This is a genomic window from Marinomonas sp. KMM3893, from assembly GCF_004352855.1.
In the GTDB taxonomy this organism is placed as follows: Bacteria; Pseudomonadota; Gammaproteobacteria; order Pseudomonadales; family Marinomonadaceae; genus Marinomonas; species Marinomonas arenicola.
The window spans coordinates 256,814-274,982 of sequence record NZ_SJSC01000002.1; the positions used below are offsets into that span (position 1 = coordinate 256,814).

The window sequence follows — 18,169 nt, forward strand, 5'->3', positions numbered from 1 at the left end:
TTGTGAAAACTTTTCTTATGAAACATTGGTGCAGTGCGTGTTTTTCTTTATCATGCGCTCTTTTGGTTTAGGGTGATCTTGGTGCAACAACAGAAATCTGTCATGGTAATTGGCGCAGGCCCAGCTGGCTTGATGGCGGCAGAGCGTCTTTGTGCGGCGGGATTTAAAGTCGATGTTTACGATGCTAAGCCAAGTGCGTGCCGCAAATTCTTACTGGCGGGCGTGGGTGGCATGAACATTACACACTCAGAACCTTACGATGATTTTATCCAGCGCTATTACGACAAAGCCCAATGGCTCGATACCTCGATTCGTGACTTTGATGCGAATGCGTTACGCCAATGGATTCATGATTTGGGTATCGACACCTTTATCGGCACGTCTGGACGAGTATTTCCAAGTGATATGAAAGCCGCGCCGTTACTGCGTCATTGGCTCAAGCGGCTGCGAGATGCTGGCGTGCATTTTCATATGCGCCATAAAATGATCGAGCTTAAAGCCAATCACGCCACGTTCGATCATGATGGTGAACAGGTGTCTGTTAATGCCGCTGCGATTATCTTGGCAATGGGCGGCGCTAGCTGGCCTAAGCTTGGATCTGATGGTGCTTGGCACAAAGTGTTGGCCGAGCAAGGCGTGAACCTGGCGCCACTAGAAAGCGCGAACTGCGGCTTTTATAGTGATTGGAGTGACCATTTACAGAGCAAGTTTGCTGGCAGCCCATTGAAAGACATGGCGTTCACTTTTATCCCATTGGAAGGCCAGCCAATCGTTCGTAAAGGTGAGTGTATTGTGACTAAAGATGGGTTGGAAGGCAGCCTTGTGTACGCTTTTTCAAAACACCTTAGAGACACCATTAAGCAGGCAGGAGAAGCCAATTTGCTGATTGACCTGCTACCGGCTTTTAGCGAAGAGCAGCTCATCAGCAAACTGAAAAAGACAAAGCCGAAAGAATCCTTCAGTAAGTATTTAAAGCGTACTGTTGGCATTAGTGGTATCAAATCGGCGTTGCTTTATGAGACTCATGAAAAAACCACGTGGCAGACCCCTGAAGGATTGGCGCGTTGTTTAAAAGCCATTCCGGTGCGACTCAATCAGGTCAAACCAATAGAGGAAGCGATTTCCAGTGCGGGTGGCGTGTGCGAAAGCAGTGTGGATGAGTATTTGATGTTGAAGCATCTGCCTGGTGTATTTTGTGCTGGCGAAATGTTGGATTGGGAAGCGCCAACCGGAGGTTATTTGTTAACCGCGTGTTTTGCGACCGGCCATCGTGCAGCACAAGGTGTGCGTCGGTATTTAATCGGCTGATCGTTAGCCCATCTTTTTGCTTTTATTCTGCTCCAATAAAAAATGCCCAATGATATTCATTGGGCATTTTTGTTGGTGGGCTTGCCGCTAAGTTATAGGGCCGCTGGCTTGCCGAAATTGTATTGCACACCGACGGAAGTGATGTTGTCGAACTTAGTATTGGTCAAATCTTTGGTAAGGCGAAAATCTGCACGCAATGAAACGTCTTGATTGATTGCGTATTTTACGCCACCGCCAGCATTCAAAAAGGTGTTGTTGTCGGTCGCTGAAGCATTGTTGGTGTAGTAGTTGTTACCGATACCCGCCGCGACATAAGGTGTGAATTTAGCGTTGGTAAATTCAGGCAAGGAATAGAGCCCATCTAGGCGATATTGATCAAGATCGACACTGCTGCCGCGGTGTTTTAAGTCGGAATGCAAATACGTTAACTCTGCAGCCCACGGTGTTTTGGTTTGATAACCCACGCTGATGGCATACGTCGCATCATTAGAAAGATGGCGGTCCGAATCGGTATGAATGTAACCAAGGCTAGGCGTTATGGTAAAGCCTTCTTTTGGTTGTTCTGCATACGCCATGGTGGACAGGGAGGTTGCCAATATTACACCGCTAAAAAGAGTTCGTTTTTTCAATGAAATAGACATCTTTTGTATCTCCTAATGAATCCGTTGTTTGTTGTTCTGTCGTCCAGAATACGTGCTTTTCAGAGACTTAAAAGCCCCTAGAAAAGTGGTGAAAGAAGAGGGCTTTACGGCTATTTCGTAATCATTACATAGGATTGACTAACTAGACTGAAAACTAGGGTTGGATAGTTTTTGAACGGTGTTTTTTCATCGAAAGCGTGGAATAAAAGGGGGGAATATTACAGACTATTTTCACTTCATATTGATGTCTCGTGACCTTTTTCAGGCAATTAACGCTGGCAGGCAGGGCTAATGGAGAGCGGCGGCCTGAAGTGGCCATAAAAAAAGCCTCTGATGATATTCATCAGAGGCTTTAGAGACGAATCGTCTAAGGTTACCTTGGTAACAAGATACCCCTGTAAACGTTAGGCTTCGTTAGTAGAAACGACAGCAACAACGCGACGGTTAGCTTCTCGGTTTGCGGCCGTATCATTATCCATTAATGGTTTTTCTTCACCGTAACCAATGGAAGAAACACGATCGGCAGAGACGTTGAAGGTGTTGATCAATACATCTGAAATCGCAGCAGCACGTTTTTCAGAAAGTGCTTTGTTGTAACTAGCAGCACCACGGTCATCGGTATAACCTTCAATGACTACCGTTGCACTAGGCATTGCTTCTAGGTAATCCGCTAGTTTTTGGATTTCTGGGTAGTATTTTTGTTGAACGTCAGCAGAGTTAGTGGCGAACGGAACCACAAGATCTACTTTATGAACCGGTACAACAACAGGCTCTGGCTCAGCAACAGGTTCTGGTGCTACGACAGGCTCTGGTTGCGCAACGACTGGTGCAGGTTCTGCTTCAGCTTCTTGTGGTTGAGCATAAGCCTCTGAATCAGAGTCATCACTAGTAGAAGACTGATGAGACGTACCAAAGGTGTATGTCACACCAACAGTGGTCAGGTTATCTAGGTGATTGTCTTCTACGTCTTTAATTAGACGGAAGTCAGCACGCAATGCTAAGGCATCATTGATGGCGTATTTTAGACCACCACCGGCATTAACGAAGGCGTTAGTGCTGTCTGACGCGTCACTGAAATCTGCAATACCAGCACCGGCCGCTACATAAGGCGTAATGCGAGTGTTTGAGAACTCAGCGAAATGGTATAAACCATCAAGACGATACTCGTCGACACCAACGTCCTGGCCGTTTTTCTCGCTGTCTGCATTTAGGTAAGTAAATTCAACGGCCCATGGGTTATCGAATTGGTAACCTAAACCGAGTGAATAAGCGGCATCGTTATCCGTGTCACGGTCGCTATCAAAATTGTAGTAACCGATACTAGGAGATATTGTAAAACCTTCTGTTGGAGCAGCGAGTGCTACAGTAGAAATAGACGACGCGGCGATAATTCCGCTAACAATAGTTCGTTTAGTCAATGTTAAAGACATTTCCTTTCTCCTTAAATGAGCTTTTAAATATGTTTGTTTACGCATGTTTGTTGTGTGTTCTGCTTCATACCATAAGCCTGTTTTAACTATAGGAAAAGCCTCCCCCGATTGCCTATAAAATGCCTTTAAAAAATTCTATTTCACATTCATGACGAGGGGTTTACGTATATGGCAACTTTACCACAGAGCCACCTCGGTAATAGGTGGAGATATGTTTAGAAATGTCTGGAAATGTAGTTAATCATTACAGGACTTTTTCGAAATATATTTTTGTATCATTGAATTGTGGCGATATTAAGTAGGTGTCATGATGAAAAAGCACGATAGTATCCGATTTATTTTTAGCCATTATAGTGTTAATAGATAAATCGACACTTAGCGACTAGGCTTATCGACACTGTGAATGCGCTTTGTCTTATTAGGCTACTATTTTCCATTCACAGGACTTTTACAAAAATTTAACCCTAATTTTGCAGTAGCTGATATGAAAATCAGGTAGCGTAGATGCATCTGTTTTCAAGGAGAGAAGCATGGAACATCTATCACGACTGCTTTTGGAGTTAGAGCGCATTACCCTTCAAGACATTGCCCAAATCCCCAAACCTCAACAACATATCTTGGTTGAGCACATAGAAGAGCTGCAAGACGAATTGCGTGAGTTAATAGAAGAGGAAGTATGACCTTCCTCTTTATCATTTAAAAAGAATAAAGCATTGATACGGTTGTTTCTGTGTCTGTTTTTTCTGTATCAGCAGGCACATCTGAAGAATACTTCACCCGATAGGACACCTTCATCGCTAGGTTATCAACCACATTGGCTTGCAATGACGAAACCGATTCTGTGATAGAGCTGCCGTTTTCTGTGCCTATCTCTGTGTTTAACTCTTGTTTAAATAGCGAGGTCGTTGAGAGGTGCTTTTCATAGGTTCCGCTAAAACGAACGATGGGAGTGCGCTCAGAATCGTCTGTTGTATTGTCTTCATCAATTTTATTGTTCCGATAACCGCCACCGACAGAACCCTCTAAATAAGAGCCGTCTTCTTCTTGCCAAAACCGATTACCGTAACCTGTTGATGCCGAGCTTTGATAATCGTAACCAGAAAATAGGTTTTTATCGTAGGCGCCACGGATATACCAAAACTGATGGTCATTAAAAATGTAGTCCGATTGAATAGCACCACGGTATTGTTCTTCGGTCTTGGTGTCATCGGAGTTGGCATAAAGCGAAGTGAAGGTGTAGGTGTTACGCCATGTTTCCAGCTGTTGAACAACATTAAACTTACTGTTTATGTTGGTGGTATCGCTGTTGCCTGTGGTGAGTATCACGCCTAATTCCACAGACCCTTGCCAAGGCTTCTGAGTTTTATTTTGTGGGTTTGTCTTTTTGGCTGGTGTTGTTTCATTCTCCGCCGCGTGTACCGCTTGCGTGGCAAGCAGAGCGATAAAGGGTAAATGATATCTGGCTTTCATTGAGTCTTCTCCATGTCTAATAAGCTAGCTGGCAGTTAACAACCGCTTTTGCATTCACCGCTGTCACATAACAAAGGAGCAGAAGTAGCGCTTTGTTTTTGACCTAGTGTGGGGATGTTTTGTGGCTAGAAAATTAACATGTCTAATAATAATATTCGGTTAAATCACCAAGGTTACACCTTTGCTTCACGATATTTAGACACTGTAATCGCTTGTGACAAAATCTATATTAAAGCCGAGAGTAGATTAAAAAGAATAAAGTAAAGTGATTGATGTTTCGGTGTCTGTTTTCTCGGTATCGAGGGGAACTTTGGATGAATGCTGGACGCGATACGAGAGTTTCATGGCAAAATTTTCTACAATATTTGCCTGCAGAGATGAAACGGATTCTGTGACCGTGCCTAAATGTTCTAAATTAACTTGAGTGGTTAAAGACTGCCGAAAGGTGGAGGATGCGGAAAGCTTCTTCATATACTTTAATGCGAAGCGAGTGATAACACCACGATCAAAAATAGCCTCTTCGGTGCCTGTTTCAAGCTGATTTCTGCGATAACCGACACCGACCGACGTTTCTAGGAATGAGCCATCTTCTTGTTGCCAAATTCGATTCCCATAACCTGTGGACATATTCGTTTTGTATTTATAGCCAGAGAAACGGTCTTTTTCGGCTTCCTCACGGACATACCAAAACTCTTTACTGTTGTATTTATAATCGCTTTGCAAGGAGCCTCGATAAGTTTCGGTGGTCGCAACATGATCTGAATCCGAGTAAAAGGATTCAAAGGCATAATGGTTACGCCAGTTTTTTAAGTTCTGGTTAATATGTAGGCCACTACTAAGATTGTTGGTATTACTGTTGCCAGAGGTCATTTGCAGACCAAATTCAGCGGAGCCTGTGACGCCTAATTTGTCGATGGCCTTGCCTGCTGCAAACGCCGTTTGTGTAGCAAGCATCACCAATATCGCGAGGCTGTACTTTAAAATCATGAAAACCCTTTCCATTGGGGAAACGGTAAAAAAACCGGATCGTTCAAGGTGAAATGTGACGTTAAGTGTTCGTGTTAAGCGGTAAAGAGCATGAGAATAGAGAAAAATTTAACATAAACCTTGAGGTGCTTTTAGCGTTCTGAGCAGAAACTTTCTTCTACCTTCGTTATTTTCATATTCATGCTTTTATACATGGAAAAAACTGACATAGCGGGCGTGAGTACTCGAATAAAAGCCTGGTTTAGATTCCTTTTTACCAGCGACGCAGCGTGATATTTAGTAAACTGATGCCTTAAATTTAGCGGTCATACTGAAGAGAAATAGTGATGAGTCAGAGCCATCAAAAAACACCTAACTTACGTTACCTTAATGGCTATAGTCCGCAACTTCAGCAGCAAGCTCAGGCGCTGTTAGAGGCAGAAAAAACGGCGGGTTTTTTCTTAAAAAAATACCCTGAAGCACACAACTTGAATGGCACTCGTCCGTTGTATGACTATGCGATGGCGCTGAAAAATCAATTTATGCGCAGTTCTGCCCCCATTAGTAAAGTCATCTACGACGACAAAATCCATGTGATTAACAACGCATTGGGGCTGCACACTTATGTGTCTCGAGTGCAGGGCAATAAACTGAAATCAAAGAATGAAATTCGAATCGCGTCCTTGTTTCGACGTATTCCAGAGCCATTGCTAAAAATGATTGTGGTGCATGAATTGGCGCATTTGCGGGAGAAGGAACATGACAAGGCGTTTTATAAGCTGTGTTGCTATATGGAGCCAGATTACCATCAACTAGAGTTCGATTTGCGCCTCTATTTATGCCATCGAGATCGTTTTGGCGACCTTTGGTAAGTGCGGACCGGTGAGGTTTTACGAAACACGAGAAGTGGAGAATCTTAGGCGTGCGCTGGGAACCGACGGGTTCCCAGCGCGGATCAGGCTAGGCTTTGACGCTTTCCAATTTGAAATCGGGTTTCACGGCGGTGATTTTTTTCACGAGATACGCCAACAAAACACCGTACATTGGGATGAACAATCCAATGCTAATAAACAGTTTGAAGCTGTAGTCAGCCAAGGCAATTTCTTGCCAGTGCTGTGCCATAAAGGCATCAGGACTTTGGTAGAAAGCAATGCCGAAAAAAGCCAAGGTATCTAAACCATTGCCAAAAATAGTGGAAGCGGCTGGAGCGATCCACCACTGCTTCATTTGGCGTAAGCGGTTGAAAACCTGTACGTCCAGAATCTGTCCGAGCAAGTAGGCCATTAAACTGGCGATCGCGATACGCGCCACAAACCAATTCAATGATGTCAGTGCTTCAGCCCCTTGAAATTGTCCCTGCGCGAAGATAACAGACAACACGTAAGACACAATCAGCGAAGGAATCATGACTAGGAAAATAATTCGACGAGCCAGTCGAGCGCCTAGCACGCGTACGGTGAGATCCGTCGCGAGAAAGATAAAGGGGAAAGTAAATGCCCCCCATGTAGTATGGAAACCCAATACCGTAAAGGGAATTTGGACTAGGTAGTTGCTGGACGCAATAACCAATAAGTGGAACGCAGCAAGATACCAGAGCGCCTTGCGCTGCTGTTCTGGGGTAAAACTATTCATGGTGACACCTTTTTTTTAATTTCGGCTGTAATGCTGTTTGGGGTGAGGGAACCCAAATAAAAACATCAAGGATTTCAGTATTAACATTGGCTTTGTTTTCTTCGCCAAAGTTGGGGCGTGATTATACATTAACCGACTGTTTAGGAAAGCGTCTTGGTGAGTGTTTTTTATACAAAATACGCTTTCTCTCTTTGTAGTAATGACCTAATACCTGCTCACTTTTAACTGTTGTTACCATCGGTGCTCGATAAAAAAACAGTTTAGGAGCCAGTGATGACAACAAGAAAAATTCTACTGATTACCGGAGACTTCACCGAAGATTATGAAACCATGGTGCCATTCCAAACCTTAATGGCGGTCGGACATACGGTTCATGCGGTTTGTCCTGACAAAGTCAGCGGAGACACAGTTAAAACTGCGATCCATGATTTCGAAGGGGATCAAACTTACACCGAAAAGCCGGGTCATAATTTTGCGCTGAACGCCGATTTTGACAAGATTAATGTTGAAGACTACGACGCCTTGGTTATTCCTGGTGGTCGTGCTCCTGAGTATTTGCGTTTAAATCCTGCGGTATTGGAGATGGTTCGTCACTTCTTTACGACAAATAAGCCGGTTGCTGCTGTGTGCCATGGCGCGCAAATCTTATCCGCTGCGGGTGTGTTGAATGGTAAAAAATGCTCAGCTTACCCTGCGTGCCGTCCAGAAGTAGAGCAAGCTGGGGGAGAATACGCGGACATTCCTGTGGATCAAGCCGTGACCAGTGGCAATCTTGTGACTGCGCCTGCATGGCCTGCTCACCCCGCTTGGTTAGCGCAATTCATCGCCTTGCTATAACGCACAAAGAAAGAAGAAAACCGCGTATTTGGTTTTCTTCTTTCTCTTTTACTCTCTTCCTCTCTTTGTCTTTCCCTTTTAACTGTCTTAGTCATCGGCCGATTGTGTGTTTTTTTGTCTTATTGCCCTTTCGGATTTCTGTCGCTACACTTTTTGCTCAGCCCATAACGAGGTAAGCACCATGTGTAAGCTCTTTATTAATGCCGATGCAGATCTCTGGTCATCAACCACGCATTCCTTGCGGATCGATGGCATGGTAACCAGTGTGCGTCTTGAGAATGCGTATTGGGGACTATTAACAGAAATTGGTGCGCGAGATGGTTTAACGGTGACCCAGTTAATTACGCGGCTTTATCAAGAGTCGATTAACGTCGGCCACGATGTTGCCAACTTCACGTCTTTCTTGCGTGTTTGTGCCTTGCGTTATCAAGCATTGCAGTTAAATGGCGATATTCCGGCTCAAGCGGAAGTGTCGATCGCATCGCTAGATTCAGACCGCATTTTGCAAAATGAGTCCAAACTAGCGAATCGAGGAGTGCACTGACACCGATATGTGTATCCTGTGCCAGTGAGTGATTAGTTCTCTTCGTCGTCTGCGCTCATTCTGGCGAGACGGGCTTCTTCTTCGGCTTGCGCTTCTTGGATTTCAAGCAAGACTGCATCCACATCCGCTTCTTCGGTAGGCTCCTCAAATAAACCGGTCAGTTCGGTATCTGGTGTGAGTTTACCGGCTTCGTAAATAGACCAGATTTCTTTCGCGTATTGGGTTTCTAGAATCTCCGGTGCAAACATGCCGTAATAGTCACGCATGTTGTTTACATCACGTTCTAGCATCCACTCAGCATGGTTGTTGGCAACGGCGTCAACGGCTTGCGGCAAGTCGATGATCACAGGGCCATTCGAGTCAACCAACACGTTAAACTCTGATAGATCGCCATGCACCAAGCCTGCGCATAACATACGCACTATGTCATGGATGATGACATCGAAATCTTCGCGAGCTTGCTCAGCAGACATGGTAACGTCATTGAGACGAGGTGCGACATCGCCATCGTCATCTGTGATGAGTTCCATCAACAAGACGCCGTCAAAGCAACCGTATGGTTTTGGTACTCGTACACCGGCGTTGGCGAGTTTGTACAAGGCGTCTACTTCGGCGTTGTGCCATAAGTTCTCTTGTTCTTCGCGGCCAAATTTTGAGCCTTTTTCCATCGCCCGAGCGCGACGGCTGTTTTTTACTTTGCGGCCTTCACGGTATTGAACCGCTTGTTTAAAGCTACGTTTACTGGCTTCTTTATACACTTTGGCACAGCGAATATCTGAGCCACAGCGAACAACATACACAGTGGCTTCTTTGCCACTCATTAATTGTCGAAGTACTTCGTCGACCAAACCGTCTTCAAGAAGCGGTTGAATTCTCTTAGGGATTTTCATGCTGCTCCTTGTACAGGCATTAGATAACAGATGTCACTAACAGAAATAAAAAACAAAAACATATTCCTTATCTTGGTCAAATTAGACTTAATTAGGTCACTATATATAGTAGCTCAGAGCCGATCTGGCCGTTATCCCTTCTTTTCCTTTTTCAAGGCTAACGAATATCAGCTCGAAACGATAAATCGTTCCAGTTATTTGGTCAATTTATCACTTTTTAGAGTGAAAACGCTTATATCTTACAGCAATAACCTTGGATAGCCGACTTTCTCTACGTGGATTTTAACCGTATCGTAAATGAAAATGCGCAATAATGGCTCTCTTTCATGACGCTTCTTTTTTGAATGAATCGTTATCGTGGCGAATGTAAATAGAACCGCGGGATCGGGGTGGATAAAAAAACCAGAAGAGAAGGCATTGACCTTTCGCGAGTAAGCCTTTTTACTAGCCTGATTCTTTTCGTACTTCATTTTGTTTTAAGGCAAATATAACGTGGCTATTTCTTCTAAACTTCCTGCCGTGGGCACCAATATTTTCAGTAAAATGTCTGCTCTAGCGGCGGAAAAAGGCGCGATCAATTTATCTCAGGGTTTTCCCGACTTTAAGCCGGATGAGCGTCTTTTAACACGAGCATCCAATGCCTTGCTAGAGGGTAATAATCAATATTCTCCGATGACAGGATTGCCTGTATTGCGTGATGCGATCGCCAGTTTGATTGCTCGCCACTATGGTCGACAGGTCGATTCAGCAGAAGAAGTGACTGTGACCAGTGGTGCTTCAGAAGCCATTTTCGATGCCATTACCGCGCTTATCCAGCCAGGCGACGAAGTGGTGCTTTTTGATCCCGCTTATGACCTGTATGAGCCTGCGATCACCCTAGCCGGTGGTGTGTGCCAACGGATGACGCTCACCGCGCCAGATTTTCGCCCCGATTGGCAAGCGTTTGCGTCTTTGCTAACAGAGAAAACGCGCTTGGTGATCATTAATACGCCTCATAATCCTACTGGCAGTTGTTGGACCGAGGACGATTTGGCGTCTTTATGGCAAGCCATTAAAAGCCAGGATATTTATGTTTTATCGGATGAAGTGTATGAGTTTATTCATTTTGGCGAGCAAGCCGTCAGTGTGCACAAACACCCAGAATTAAGGGCTCGCAGTTTTGTTGTGTCGTCGTTTGGGAAAAGCTTCCACCTGACAGGCTGGAAAGTCGGTTACGTGGTGGCGCCAACAGAGCTGACGGCCGAGCTGCGCAAGCTTCATCAATATGTGACCTTCTGCACGGCGACGCCATTGCAACAAGCCTTGGCTGAGCACCTACAGGAAATACCGGAAAGCAGCGCCGAATTGGCGATGTTTTATCAGCGAAAGCGCGATGTGTTAAGAAACGCGCTAGCCAACAGCCGTTTTACTTTATTGCCTTGTGATGGCACCTATTTCCAATTGTTAGATTACAGTGCGATCAGTGATCTGGATGACGTGGCATTTTGTGAGTGGTTAATCGATGAAGTGGGTGTGGCAGCAATACCCGTTAGTGTTTTCTATCAGCAAGCACCACAAGATCAACGGCTGATTCGTTTGTGCTTTGCCAAAGAAGAGCACACCTTGCTGGAAGCGGCGCAGAAATTAAGCCGCTTATAGTAAGAAACTCAGGCGTTGACCGTGGCTAAGTCACGGACAACGCCGCGTTACGCGCATGCTATAACGTGCGCTTAACGTCTGTTTTGTCTTGGTTTCTTCATTGGTTTTTTATCGTTTCGCGGGCCTTTTCCTAACGCTTTGGCACGTAAGGTTTTTTTCGATGGCGGGCGTTTTGTGCTGCTTTCTTGCTTGTCTAAGTCTGGTTCAAAGCCTGGAAACCATTGTGGATTGAAGTGTTCACCAACCAGTTTTTCGATATCGGCCAATAAGTAGCTCTCTTTTGCAGACACGAGCGAAATGGCTAACCCTTCTAAACCGGCACGACCTGTGCGGCCAATACGGTGGATATAATCTTCAGCGTTGTAAGGCAATTCATGGTTTACCACGTATTGCAGTTGCTGGATATCCAAGCCCCGCGCCGCGACATCGGTTGCCACTAAGGCTCTCACATTGCCTGCTTTGAAGTCGGCCAGAACGCGATCTCGCGCTCCTTGAGATTTATCCCCATGGAAGGCTTGCGTGGCAATACCATCTTTCTGCATTTCTTTAGCAAGCTCGTCTGCGCCTTGTTTGGTGCGGGTGAAGATCAAGACTTGTTTCCAGTTCTTTGAGCCAATCAAGTAAGACAGCAAACCGCTTTTCTTGTCGTTATCGACTTGGTATACCAGCTGTTTAACCTTGCTCGCGGTGGCATTACGCTGATCTACCTCGATCAGTTTAGGGTCTTTTAATAGCGTTTTACTGAGTGCGAAAATTTCATTATTGAAGGTCGCAGAGAAAAACAGCGTCTGGCGATTGCTTGGGATTTTGGTCAGGATGCGTTGGATATCAACAATGAAGCCCATGTCTAGCATGCGGTCCGATTCGTCTAAGACCAGCGTTTTTAAGTCATGCAACTTGACCAAGTTTTTCATCAAGAGTTCGAGCAAACGGCCAGGGGTGGCGATCAACACATCACAGCCTTTGTCGAGTGCATTGATCTGAGTGTTGATACTCGCACCACCGTAAACCACCACAGATTGCACCGAAGAGTTCTGGCTATAGGTGACAAAACTATTGTAAACCTGCTGGGCTAATTCCCGTGTTGGGGTGAGCACCAGCACGCTGATTTTTTTGTACTTTTGATTGGTTAAGCCTGCTTCACTGGTTTGGTCGAGATCGAATTGTTCTAATAAACGATGCAGCAAAGGCAGAGCAAAGGCCGCTGTTTTGCCCGTCCCTGTTTGTGCGCCAGCCATGACATCTCTTTGTTTCAGTATCGCTGGTATGGCCGCTTTCTGAATAGGGGTAGGAATACTGTAACCACGCTCAGAAACCGTGTTGACCAGTGTTTTATGAAGGCCTAATGACGCAAAACTCATGAACTTGCTCGCTTAAATAGTAGACGGAGAACGAAAGTCGCTAGTGTAGCATTTTGAGAAAACCGACGGCTTTTTTTCTACTGCATTATACCGGCCATTGATCTGTGCTTTTGAGAACACTTTTAAGACGTTGTTTTACTTGCTCAAACTCATTAGGCAAATGACCCCGATGGGAAACAAGATATATGGGGTAGCTAAATTCAGGCGCATTTGGTACTCGCTCCAAGCGGCCTTCTTGTAGGTATTGATCAACGACGCGGGTGCGAAAATAGCCGTTTCCACCTTGTTTAAGCATGACTTTGAGCGCCATAGGGCCGAGTGAGAACTGCATGGCTGTCTGTCGATTAAAGGGCAAACAGCGATCAAATTGCTGGGTAAACTCTTCCCCCCAATCGATAAACAAATTCGGTTTAGGCGTGTGTGTGCAGGCGACATGTATGAGCTTCTCTTCGGCAATTTGCTCAATGTTTAAATCTGGGTAATAACGTGCGCTGTGCACCACCACCGCATCCAGCTGGAATTCACGGATGGCGCTATAAAGCGCATCCGTAGAATCTACTCGGCTATGCAGACGCAAATGATCAAACTCTGCCAGCTGCACAAGCCATTCCACCATAATCGGGTTCCATAAGCTGTTTTCCGCGCCTAGCGACAGTGTTATTTTTTCGTCGGGCAGTGGATTGCGACAGACTTCTTGCGCGGCATGCCACGAGGCGATCATTTCTTTGGCATATCGAACAAAACGCTCACCCTCTGGCGTGAGTCGCGCCCCGCCACGATTACGAATAAAAAGCGAGCAATTCATGCTGGCTTCTAAGGCGTGAATGCGAGCTGTGACGGTGGTTTGGGTGACATGGAGCCGCTCGGCCGCTTTGGCGAAGGTGCCTGATTGCATGATCTCGATAAAGGTTTTTGCTAGCTCAATGTCCATACGTACTCAATTTGAATGCAATTTAATTGAATTTATAATCACTTAATATTCATTATACTGATCTTAAGAGTTTCCGTACCATACCTGCTCTTTATTCTGCTGTGTCGTACTCGTTGTTCCTATTATGGTGATTTCTGCTTTTAAAACGTTTTGCCAATTTATTGGCATAGAAACCAATCGTACGTCACATATAGAGCGTTTGATTTCGGGGCTGACGACCTGCTTAGCGATAGCCGTTGTCGTATTGGTGACGAAATGGAGCTTATCTACTGACGTCCATATCCTATTTTTCGCATCCACGGCGGCGACCGCTTTTCTTGTGTTTACCTTGCCTCATGGCGCCTTATCACAGCCTTGGCCAGTGTTGGCTGGGCAAATCATTTCCATTGTAGTGGGCGTGAGCTTTGCGAGTGTGCTGGATTCTAGCTTGATGACAGCCGCATTGGCGGTAGGGCTAACGGTTATCTTGATGCATTATCTGGGGTGTCTGCACCCACCAGGCGGCGCGACGGCCTTTTACTTTGTGGTTAACTTTGAACACATTAACGTGTCTGAATCTGTGGTCGTTTTTATTGTGAATATTTTGATTATCTTAGCGTTGGCGATGATCATTAATAATTTGTTTCATTGGCGACGTTATCCACTTTTTTGGTTGAACAGAAAAGCCACCGCGCAGCACGCTCATAAAGACGCTTCTAGTGTTGAGCATTTCAATGTGGAAGACCTGCATCAAGTACTGCAACAGCAAGATGTGTTTGTGGACGTTAGCCTAGATGAATTGCAAAGTATTTATGATGCGGCGCACACCATTGCTAAGCAAAGGCGCACCGTCAGCGCGCCGATTAGAGCCAAGCGTAAGCGTCCTAAAGCGGCATAAGTCTCTTGCTATTTGACCGCTCGTTTCATGAGGGTAAGGCAAGAAAGCCCGTATAAAACAAGAATCAAAGCAGAGAAGAACGTAGGGTCTATGCCCCAGTGTAGACTGATAGGGCGAATCATGATCAGACTAAAAGCGACGGGTATCAAGAGTAAAAACATGCGCCCAATACTGATAGTGAGTGCGTAGCCTTCTTTGCAGCTTTGGCATGCTTGAGGGCGTAGTAGGCTTTTTCTTAGTATCGAGAATGGCAGTTTTTCTTGGCAGTGTGGGCACTTCATCTGGTCAATCTAACTCTTTTTTATTATGAATGCCTGCTAGTTTGCATCAGTCTTGAAGGTCATACAAGTTGTGCTGTTCTCCTGCTAAAGAGTGGCCGATTTTCGACCACTCTTTAGCCGCTGTGTGTGCTTGTTTTATTTGTTCATTTCACCTTTCCATGGCACCACTTTCACTGTGTCTCCGATTTCGAAAGACATCAGGTCTTCACCGACAACAAGCGGACCTTTATACGTTTCACGGGTCATGGCAATTAACTCATCGACGCTTAGTTTCGGAAAGTCCTTGGTGCCTAGCAGCGCAACATGGGTAAAAGCCGCCAACTTAGGTTTTGCTTCTGTGAATACTTCTCCGGCTTGTCTTGGATTAATATGGTGTTCGAAAATGGCGCGCAGATTGGGGTGTTTCTGTAGCAAACCATCTCTGACGGCTGCGACTTCATGCACCAGTAAGTCTGCGCCTTTTGCTTCATTTATGACGGTTTGCGACTTTCTAGTGTCTCCCGAAATAACCACGGTTTTACCCTTGTATTGTATTTTATAGCCAACAGATGGGTGAATAAATTTACCGTGGTCATTTTTGAATGATGTCACTCGGATGCCGTATTTCTGATAGACCAAGTGCTCTCCTTCTGTGAACTCGGTCACGACAAGTTTGATGCCTTCAGGCGGTAAATGCTCATCTTCAATATGAATCCTAGTGTTATCTTTGAAGGTTTCGGTTAGACCATTTGCGATGTTTTTAATGCCTGTTGGACCATACAGATGAAGAGGGGTTGTGCGGCTGGGAGAAACGGGAGGTAGTGGCATCCAGCCTGTCATCCAGAAGTCAGATAAGCCATTAATGTGGTCAGAATGATAGTGCGTTAGAAAGACATCGGTTATTTTGTTAATAGGGGCTTTAAGCTGCCAAAGACGAATAATACTGCCACGGCCTACATCGAATAAGAGATAGTGACCACCGGCTTCGACAAGCGTGCTTGGGCCGAATCGCTGGGCACTGGGAATTGGGTTCCCTGTGCCCAGTAAGGTCACCTTCATAACATAGGGCTTGGACGCTGTGCTAGCGGCGTATGAAGAGGGGCTGAGTAGCACACATAGCATAAGTGTAATGAGATATTTTCGCATGAAGGCTTCCTTATTAACGTTATTATTTGGCAGTCATCATTTGAATCTATCGAGTTTTACACGATTCTAGTAATTGCTTTTTCGCGGACAGAATAAGAAATTACGAACACCGCCTAACTTGGCATCCCTTCAAACGCAGGCAGATTTTCAAAACCGTCATCCCAATTACCTTTGCTACTAGTAAATACATGGGCTTGTGGACTGATATCAACATCTGTATCCAAACAGCCTGCAGGCACAATAACTAAGCCTCGAGCTTTTGCATCGGTGGGTACGTTAGAGCCGCAAACAGAGCAGAAAGTACGAGCAAAGTTAGTGTCTTCATGCTGATAAAAACGGAGTTTTTCTTCGCCACTGAGCCATGTGAGTTGAGCCCCAGGCGCAAAAAGGTTTGAGCAATGGGCGGAGCCAGAGCTTTTTCGGCAACGGCTACAGTGGCATAAAAAGAACTTTTTAAACTCACCTTGCAACTCGAATTTGGCAGTGCCACACAGGCATGATCCAGTGTGTTTTTGATCCATAACTGTATTCCTCATGGTCTTTTTTGGTGGGTAGCGACAGCGAAGTTAGCGCGGATATCGACCTTTTAGATTGTGCTAATCAGCAAACGAAGGTGGCAGATTAGTCCTTCTTTACAGTCAAAAGTGCCTAATTAGTGACCAGCTTCACGCTAAATTTCTCTTATCGCCGCTGTTTATGTTCAACATAGAGACGCTATTTTGCGTCTATTATATCCGCTCTAAGCTAGATATTACGGGGCTTTAAGGAGAAAAGGTATTGGCTTTTTAGATGGATATTGAAAATAGAGGTTTTGATACGCTTTGATGACATGTATCATGCCCCACTTTTATTTTCAGCCATATTTATTTGGCAATAATTATTGGGCATAGCAAATCAACGTAACATATAAAAACTAGAGAGAGTGTTATGAGTACTACAATGAAAGTATTGCTGGGGATGGCGCTGGGCATCTCCGTTGGGCTAGTCATCAATTTAACAGGACTAAATGCCTCTGGCACATGGGTGAATCAATATCTAACGAATGGCCTGTTCCATATTGTCGGCAGCATGTTCGTTAATGCACTAAAAATGTTAGTCGTGCCTTTGGTCTTTTTCTCATTGGTCTGTGGTGTGTGTGGCATTGGCGACATTAAGCTACTTGGCCGCATTGGCTCAAAAGCCTTTGTTTTGTATTTGATGACCACGGCGATTGCGATTGCTTCTGCCCTTTTCATCGCCTCAGGTTTAGGCATAGGCGAAGGCATGAACGCTGTTGCCAATAGTAATTTCTCCGGTAAAGCGGCGCCGCCACTGTCCTCTGTAATCATCAACATAGTGCCATCTAACCCGATTAGTGCGATGGCGAAAGGCGAAATGTTGCCGGTTATCTTTTTCTCAATTGTCTTTGGTATCAGCTTGCTAATGGTTGGCAAAAAAGCAGACTCAGTGAGCAGCTTTATTGAAGCATTGAACGAAATCATGATGAAAATGGTTAACGTGATTATGGCGGTCGCACCTTATGCGGTGTTCTGTCTTATCGCGAAAGCCATCGCCAACCTAGGGTTGGATCTATTAGAGCAGCTACTTGGTTATGTGTTGGTCTTGATTGGTGTCTTAATGTTCCACTTGTTTGTGACATTGCAGATTATCTTGAAACTGATGTCGGGTTTAAACCCACTGACGTTTATTAAGAAAATGCGCAGTACTCAAGTGTTTGCGTTTAGTACCTCTAGCTCAAATGCCACTATTCCTGTGACCTTGCGCACTGTGACTGACCGTTTGGGTGTTAATAACTCTGTCGCGTCTTTTACCGTCCCGTTTGGAGCGACCATTAATATGGATGGCACCGCCATCATGCAAGGGGTTGCTACCGTCTTTATTGCGAACATCTACAATGTTGACCTTGGCATGATGGGTTACTTAACCGTTATCTTGATGTCGGTATTGGCTTCCATCGGAACAGCCGGTGTACCAGGTGTTGGTCTGATCATGTTGTCTATGGTGTTTGCTCAAGTAGGTTTGCCGATCGAAGGCATTGGCTTGATTCTCGGTGTTGACCGTCTATTGGATATGATTCGTACCGCGGTTAATATTTCTGGTGATGCGGTAGTGACGGCGGTTGTCGCGAAAAGTGAAGGTCAGTTAGATGAAAGTATCTACAACGATCCTAACGCTGGCAATGACACAGCAGACATACACCTAGAAAGAGTCTAGTCGCGTCTGGATACCCAATTAGCC

General features: G+C 45.2%; 19 protein-coding genes. 8 read left to right on the plus strand and 11 right to left on the minus strand.

Annotated elements, in window-relative coordinates; all coding sequences use genetic code 11:
- Window positions 1-81: 81 nt before the first annotated feature.
- Entirely contained in the window at window positions 82-1,308 is a 1,227-nt protein-coding gene (locus E0D71_RS05635) for a TIGR03862 family flavoprotein (RefSeq protein WP_243711942.1), read from the plus strand.
- A gap of 92 nt (window positions 1,309-1,400) precedes the next feature.
- Here E0D71_RS05635 and E0D71_RS05640 read toward each other — a convergent pair whose 3' ends face one another.
- Window positions 1,401-1,949: a porin family protein gene (locus tag E0D71_RS05640; RefSeq protein ID WP_133002341.1), complete on the minus strand. Its 549-nt coding sequence runs from the start codon at window positions 1,947-1,949 to the stop codon at window positions 1,401-1,403.
- 404 nt (window positions 1,950-2,353) lie between these two features.
- The gene (locus E0D71_RS05645) at window positions 2,354-3,379 is read right to left on the minus strand and encodes an OmpA family protein (protein WP_133002342.1); all 1,026 of its coding nucleotides are present in this window, start codon (window positions 3,377-3,379) and stop codon (window positions 2,354-2,356) included.
- 530 nt (window positions 3,380-3,909) lie between these two features.
- On the opposite strand from E0D71_RS05645, the gene E0D71_RS17375 reads away from it, so the two are divergent.
- Window positions 3,910-4,059, plus strand: a complete 150-nt coding sequence (locus E0D71_RS17375; RefSeq protein WP_165942956.1) for a hypothetical protein — start codon at window positions 3,910-3,912, stop codon at window positions 4,057-4,059.
- A gap of 16 nt (window positions 4,060-4,075) precedes the next feature.
- Here E0D71_RS17375 and E0D71_RS05650 read toward each other — a convergent pair whose 3' ends face one another.
- Entirely contained in the window at window positions 4,076-4,849 is a 774-nt protein-coding gene (locus tag E0D71_RS05650; protein WP_133002343.1) for a DUF481 domain-containing protein, read from the minus strand.
- A 246-nt stretch (window positions 4,850-5,095) separates the two neighbouring features.
- The gene (locus E0D71_RS05655) at window positions 5,096-5,836 is read right to left on the minus strand and encodes a DUF481 domain-containing protein (RefSeq protein ID WP_207923338.1); all 741 of its coding nucleotides are present in this window, start codon (window positions 5,834-5,836) and stop codon (window positions 5,096-5,098) included.
- Between the two features lie 326 nt (window positions 5,837-6,162).
- Between E0D71_RS05655 and E0D71_RS05660 the strand changes: the two genes are divergently transcribed.
- A complete protein-coding gene (locus E0D71_RS05660) occupies window positions 6,163-6,687 on the plus strand; it encodes a YgjP-like metallopeptidase domain-containing protein (RefSeq protein ID WP_133002344.1) in 525 nt (174 codons plus the stop codon).
- Between the two features lie 88 nt (window positions 6,688-6,775).
- Here E0D71_RS05660 and E0D71_RS05665 read toward each other — a convergent pair whose 3' ends face one another.
- The gene (locus tag E0D71_RS05665; RefSeq protein ID WP_133002345.1) at window positions 6,776-7,447 is read right to left on the minus strand and encodes a 7-cyano-7-deazaguanine/7-aminomethyl-7-deazaguanine transporter; all 672 of its coding nucleotides are present in this window, start codon (window positions 7,445-7,447) and stop codon (window positions 6,776-6,778) included.
- A gap of 273 nt (window positions 7,448-7,720) precedes the next feature.
- On the opposite strand from E0D71_RS05665, the gene E0D71_RS05670 reads away from it, so the two are divergent.
- Window positions 7,721-8,284, plus strand: coding sequence for a DJ-1/PfpI family protein (locus E0D71_RS05670; RefSeq protein ID WP_133002346.1), 564 nt, complete (start codon window positions 7,721-7,723; stop codon window positions 8,282-8,284).
- Between the two features lie 181 nt (window positions 8,285-8,465).
- Window positions 8,466-8,828, plus strand: a complete 363-nt coding sequence (locus E0D71_RS05675; RefSeq protein ID WP_133002347.1) for a ribbon-helix-helix domain-containing protein — start codon at window positions 8,466-8,468, stop codon at window positions 8,826-8,828.
- Between the two features lie 32 nt (window positions 8,829-8,860).
- On the opposite strand, the gene E0D71_RS05680 is transcribed toward E0D71_RS05675, so the two are convergent.
- Window positions 8,861-9,718 (minus strand): PA4780 family RIO1-like protein kinase, encoded by an 858-nt coding sequence (locus tag E0D71_RS05680; RefSeq protein WP_133002348.1) that lies wholly within the window; start codon window positions 9,716-9,718, stop codon window positions 8,861-8,863.
- 492 nt (window positions 9,719-10,210) lie between these two features.
- Here E0D71_RS05680 and E0D71_RS05685 point away from each other — a divergent pair, with 492 nt between their 5' ends.
- Window positions 10,211-11,356, plus strand: coding sequence for a methionine aminotransferase (locus E0D71_RS05685; protein WP_133002349.1), 1,146 nt, complete (start codon window positions 10,211-10,213; stop codon window positions 11,354-11,356).
- 71 nt (window positions 11,357-11,427) lie between these two features.
- Here the strand turns inward: E0D71_RS05685 and E0D71_RS05690 are convergent, their stop codons facing one another.
- On the minus strand, window positions 11,428-12,717 hold the full coding sequence (locus E0D71_RS05690) for a DEAD/DEAH box helicase (RefSeq protein ID WP_133002350.1): 1,290 nt from the start codon (window positions 12,715-12,717) through the stop codon (window positions 11,428-11,430).
- Window positions 12,718-12,802: 85 nt separating this feature from the next.
- On the minus strand, window positions 12,803-13,648 hold the full coding sequence (locus E0D71_RS05695) for a LysR family transcriptional regulator (protein WP_133002351.1): 846 nt from the start codon (window positions 13,646-13,648) through the stop codon (window positions 12,803-12,805).
- 124 nt (window positions 13,649-13,772) lie between these two features.
- On the opposite strand from E0D71_RS05695, the gene E0D71_RS05700 reads away from it, so the two are divergent.
- The gene (locus E0D71_RS05700; protein ID WP_133002352.1) at window positions 13,773-14,525 is read left to right on the plus strand and encodes an HPP family protein; all 753 of its coding nucleotides are present in this window, start codon (window positions 13,773-13,775) and stop codon (window positions 14,523-14,525) included.
- Window positions 14,526-14,533: 8 nt separating this feature from the next.
- Here E0D71_RS05700 and E0D71_RS05705 read toward each other — a convergent pair whose 3' ends face one another.
- From E0D71_RS05705 to E0D71_RS05715, 3 genes are all read right to left on the minus strand, one after another.
- Window positions 14,534-14,806, minus strand: coding sequence for a hypothetical protein (locus tag E0D71_RS05705; RefSeq protein WP_133002353.1), 273 nt, complete (start codon window positions 14,804-14,806; stop codon window positions 14,534-14,536).
- 135 nt (window positions 14,807-14,941) lie between these two features.
- Window positions 14,942-15,931, minus strand: a complete 990-nt coding sequence (locus E0D71_RS05710; RefSeq protein ID WP_133002354.1) for an MBL fold metallo-hydrolase — start codon at window positions 15,929-15,931, stop codon at window positions 14,942-14,944.
- 113 nt (window positions 15,932-16,044) lie between these two features.
- Complete coding sequence (locus E0D71_RS05715) at window positions 16,045-16,452, minus strand: GFA family protein (RefSeq protein WP_133002355.1); 408 nt, start codon at window positions 16,450-16,452, stop codon at window positions 16,045-16,047.
- A gap of 406 nt (window positions 16,453-16,858) precedes the next feature.
- On the opposite strand from E0D71_RS05715, the gene E0D71_RS05720 reads away from it, so the two are divergent.
- Window positions 16,859-18,145 (plus strand): dicarboxylate/amino acid:cation symporter, encoded by a 1,287-nt coding sequence (locus E0D71_RS05720; protein ID WP_133002356.1) that lies wholly within the window; start codon window positions 16,859-16,861, stop codon window positions 18,143-18,145.
- Window positions 18,146-18,169: the final 24 nt, after the last annotated feature.

Excerpts from the sequence above, each read along its gene's own strand:
- E0D71_RS05640 (WP_133002341.1), bottom strand. The coding sequence starts at position 1,949 with ATGTCTATTTCATTGAAAAAACGAACTCTTTTTAGCGGTGTAATATTG.
- E0D71_RS05645 (WP_133002342.1), bottom strand. The coding sequence starts at position 3,379 with ATGTCTTTAACATTGACTAAACGAACTATTGTTAGCGGAATTATCGCC.
- E0D71_RS17375 (WP_165942956.1), top strand. The coding sequence starts at position 3,910 with ATGGAACATCTATCACGACTGCTTTTGGAGTTAGAGCGCATTACCCTT.
- E0D71_RS05650 (WP_133002343.1), bottom strand. The coding sequence starts at position 4,849 with ATGAAAGCCAGATATCATTTACCCTTTATCGCTCTGCTTGCCACGCAA.
- E0D71_RS05655 (WP_207923338.1), bottom strand. The coding sequence starts at position 5,836 with ATGATTTTAAAGTACAGCCTCGCGATATTGGTGATGCTTGCTACACAA.
- E0D71_RS05660 (WP_133002344.1), top strand. The coding sequence starts at position 6,163 with ATGAGTCAGAGCCATCAAAAAACACCTAACTTACGTTACCTTAATGGC.
- E0D71_RS05665 (WP_133002345.1), bottom strand. The coding sequence starts at position 7,447 with ATGAATAGTTTTACCCCAGAACAGCAGCGCAAGGCGCTCTGGTATCTT.
- E0D71_RS05670 (WP_133002346.1), top strand. The coding sequence starts at position 7,721 with ATGACAACAAGAAAAATTCTACTGATTACCGGAGACTTCACCGAAGAT.
- E0D71_RS05675 (WP_133002347.1), top strand. The coding sequence starts at position 8,466 with ATGTGTAAGCTCTTTATTAATGCCGATGCAGATCTCTGGTCATCAACC.
- E0D71_RS05680 (WP_133002348.1), bottom strand. The coding sequence starts at position 9,718 with ATGAAAATCCCTAAGAGAATTCAACCGCTTCTTGAAGACGGTTTGGTC.
- E0D71_RS05690 (WP_133002350.1), bottom strand. The coding sequence starts at position 12,717 with ATGAGTTTTGCGTCATTAGGCCTTCATAAAACACTGGTCAACACGGTT.
- E0D71_RS05695 (WP_133002351.1), bottom strand. The coding sequence starts at position 13,648 with ATGGACATTGAGCTAGCAAAAACCTTTATCGAGATCATGCAATCAGGC.
- E0D71_RS05700 (WP_133002352.1), top strand. The coding sequence starts at position 13,773 with ATGGTGATTTCTGCTTTTAAAACGTTTTGCCAATTTATTGGCATAGAA.
- E0D71_RS05705 (WP_133002353.1), bottom strand. The coding sequence starts at position 14,806 with ATGAAGTGCCCACACTGCCAAGAAAAACTGCCATTCTCGATACTAAGA.
- E0D71_RS05710 (WP_133002354.1), bottom strand. The coding sequence starts at position 15,931 with ATGCGAAAATATCTCATTACACTTATGCTATGTGTGCTACTCAGCCCC.
- E0D71_RS05715 (WP_133002355.1), bottom strand. The coding sequence starts at position 16,452 with ATGGATCAAAAACACACTGGATCATGCCTGTGTGGCACTGCCAAATTC.
- E0D71_RS05720 (WP_133002356.1), top strand. The coding sequence starts at position 16,859 with ATGAGTACTACAATGAAAGTATTGCTGGGGATGGCGCTGGGCATCTCC.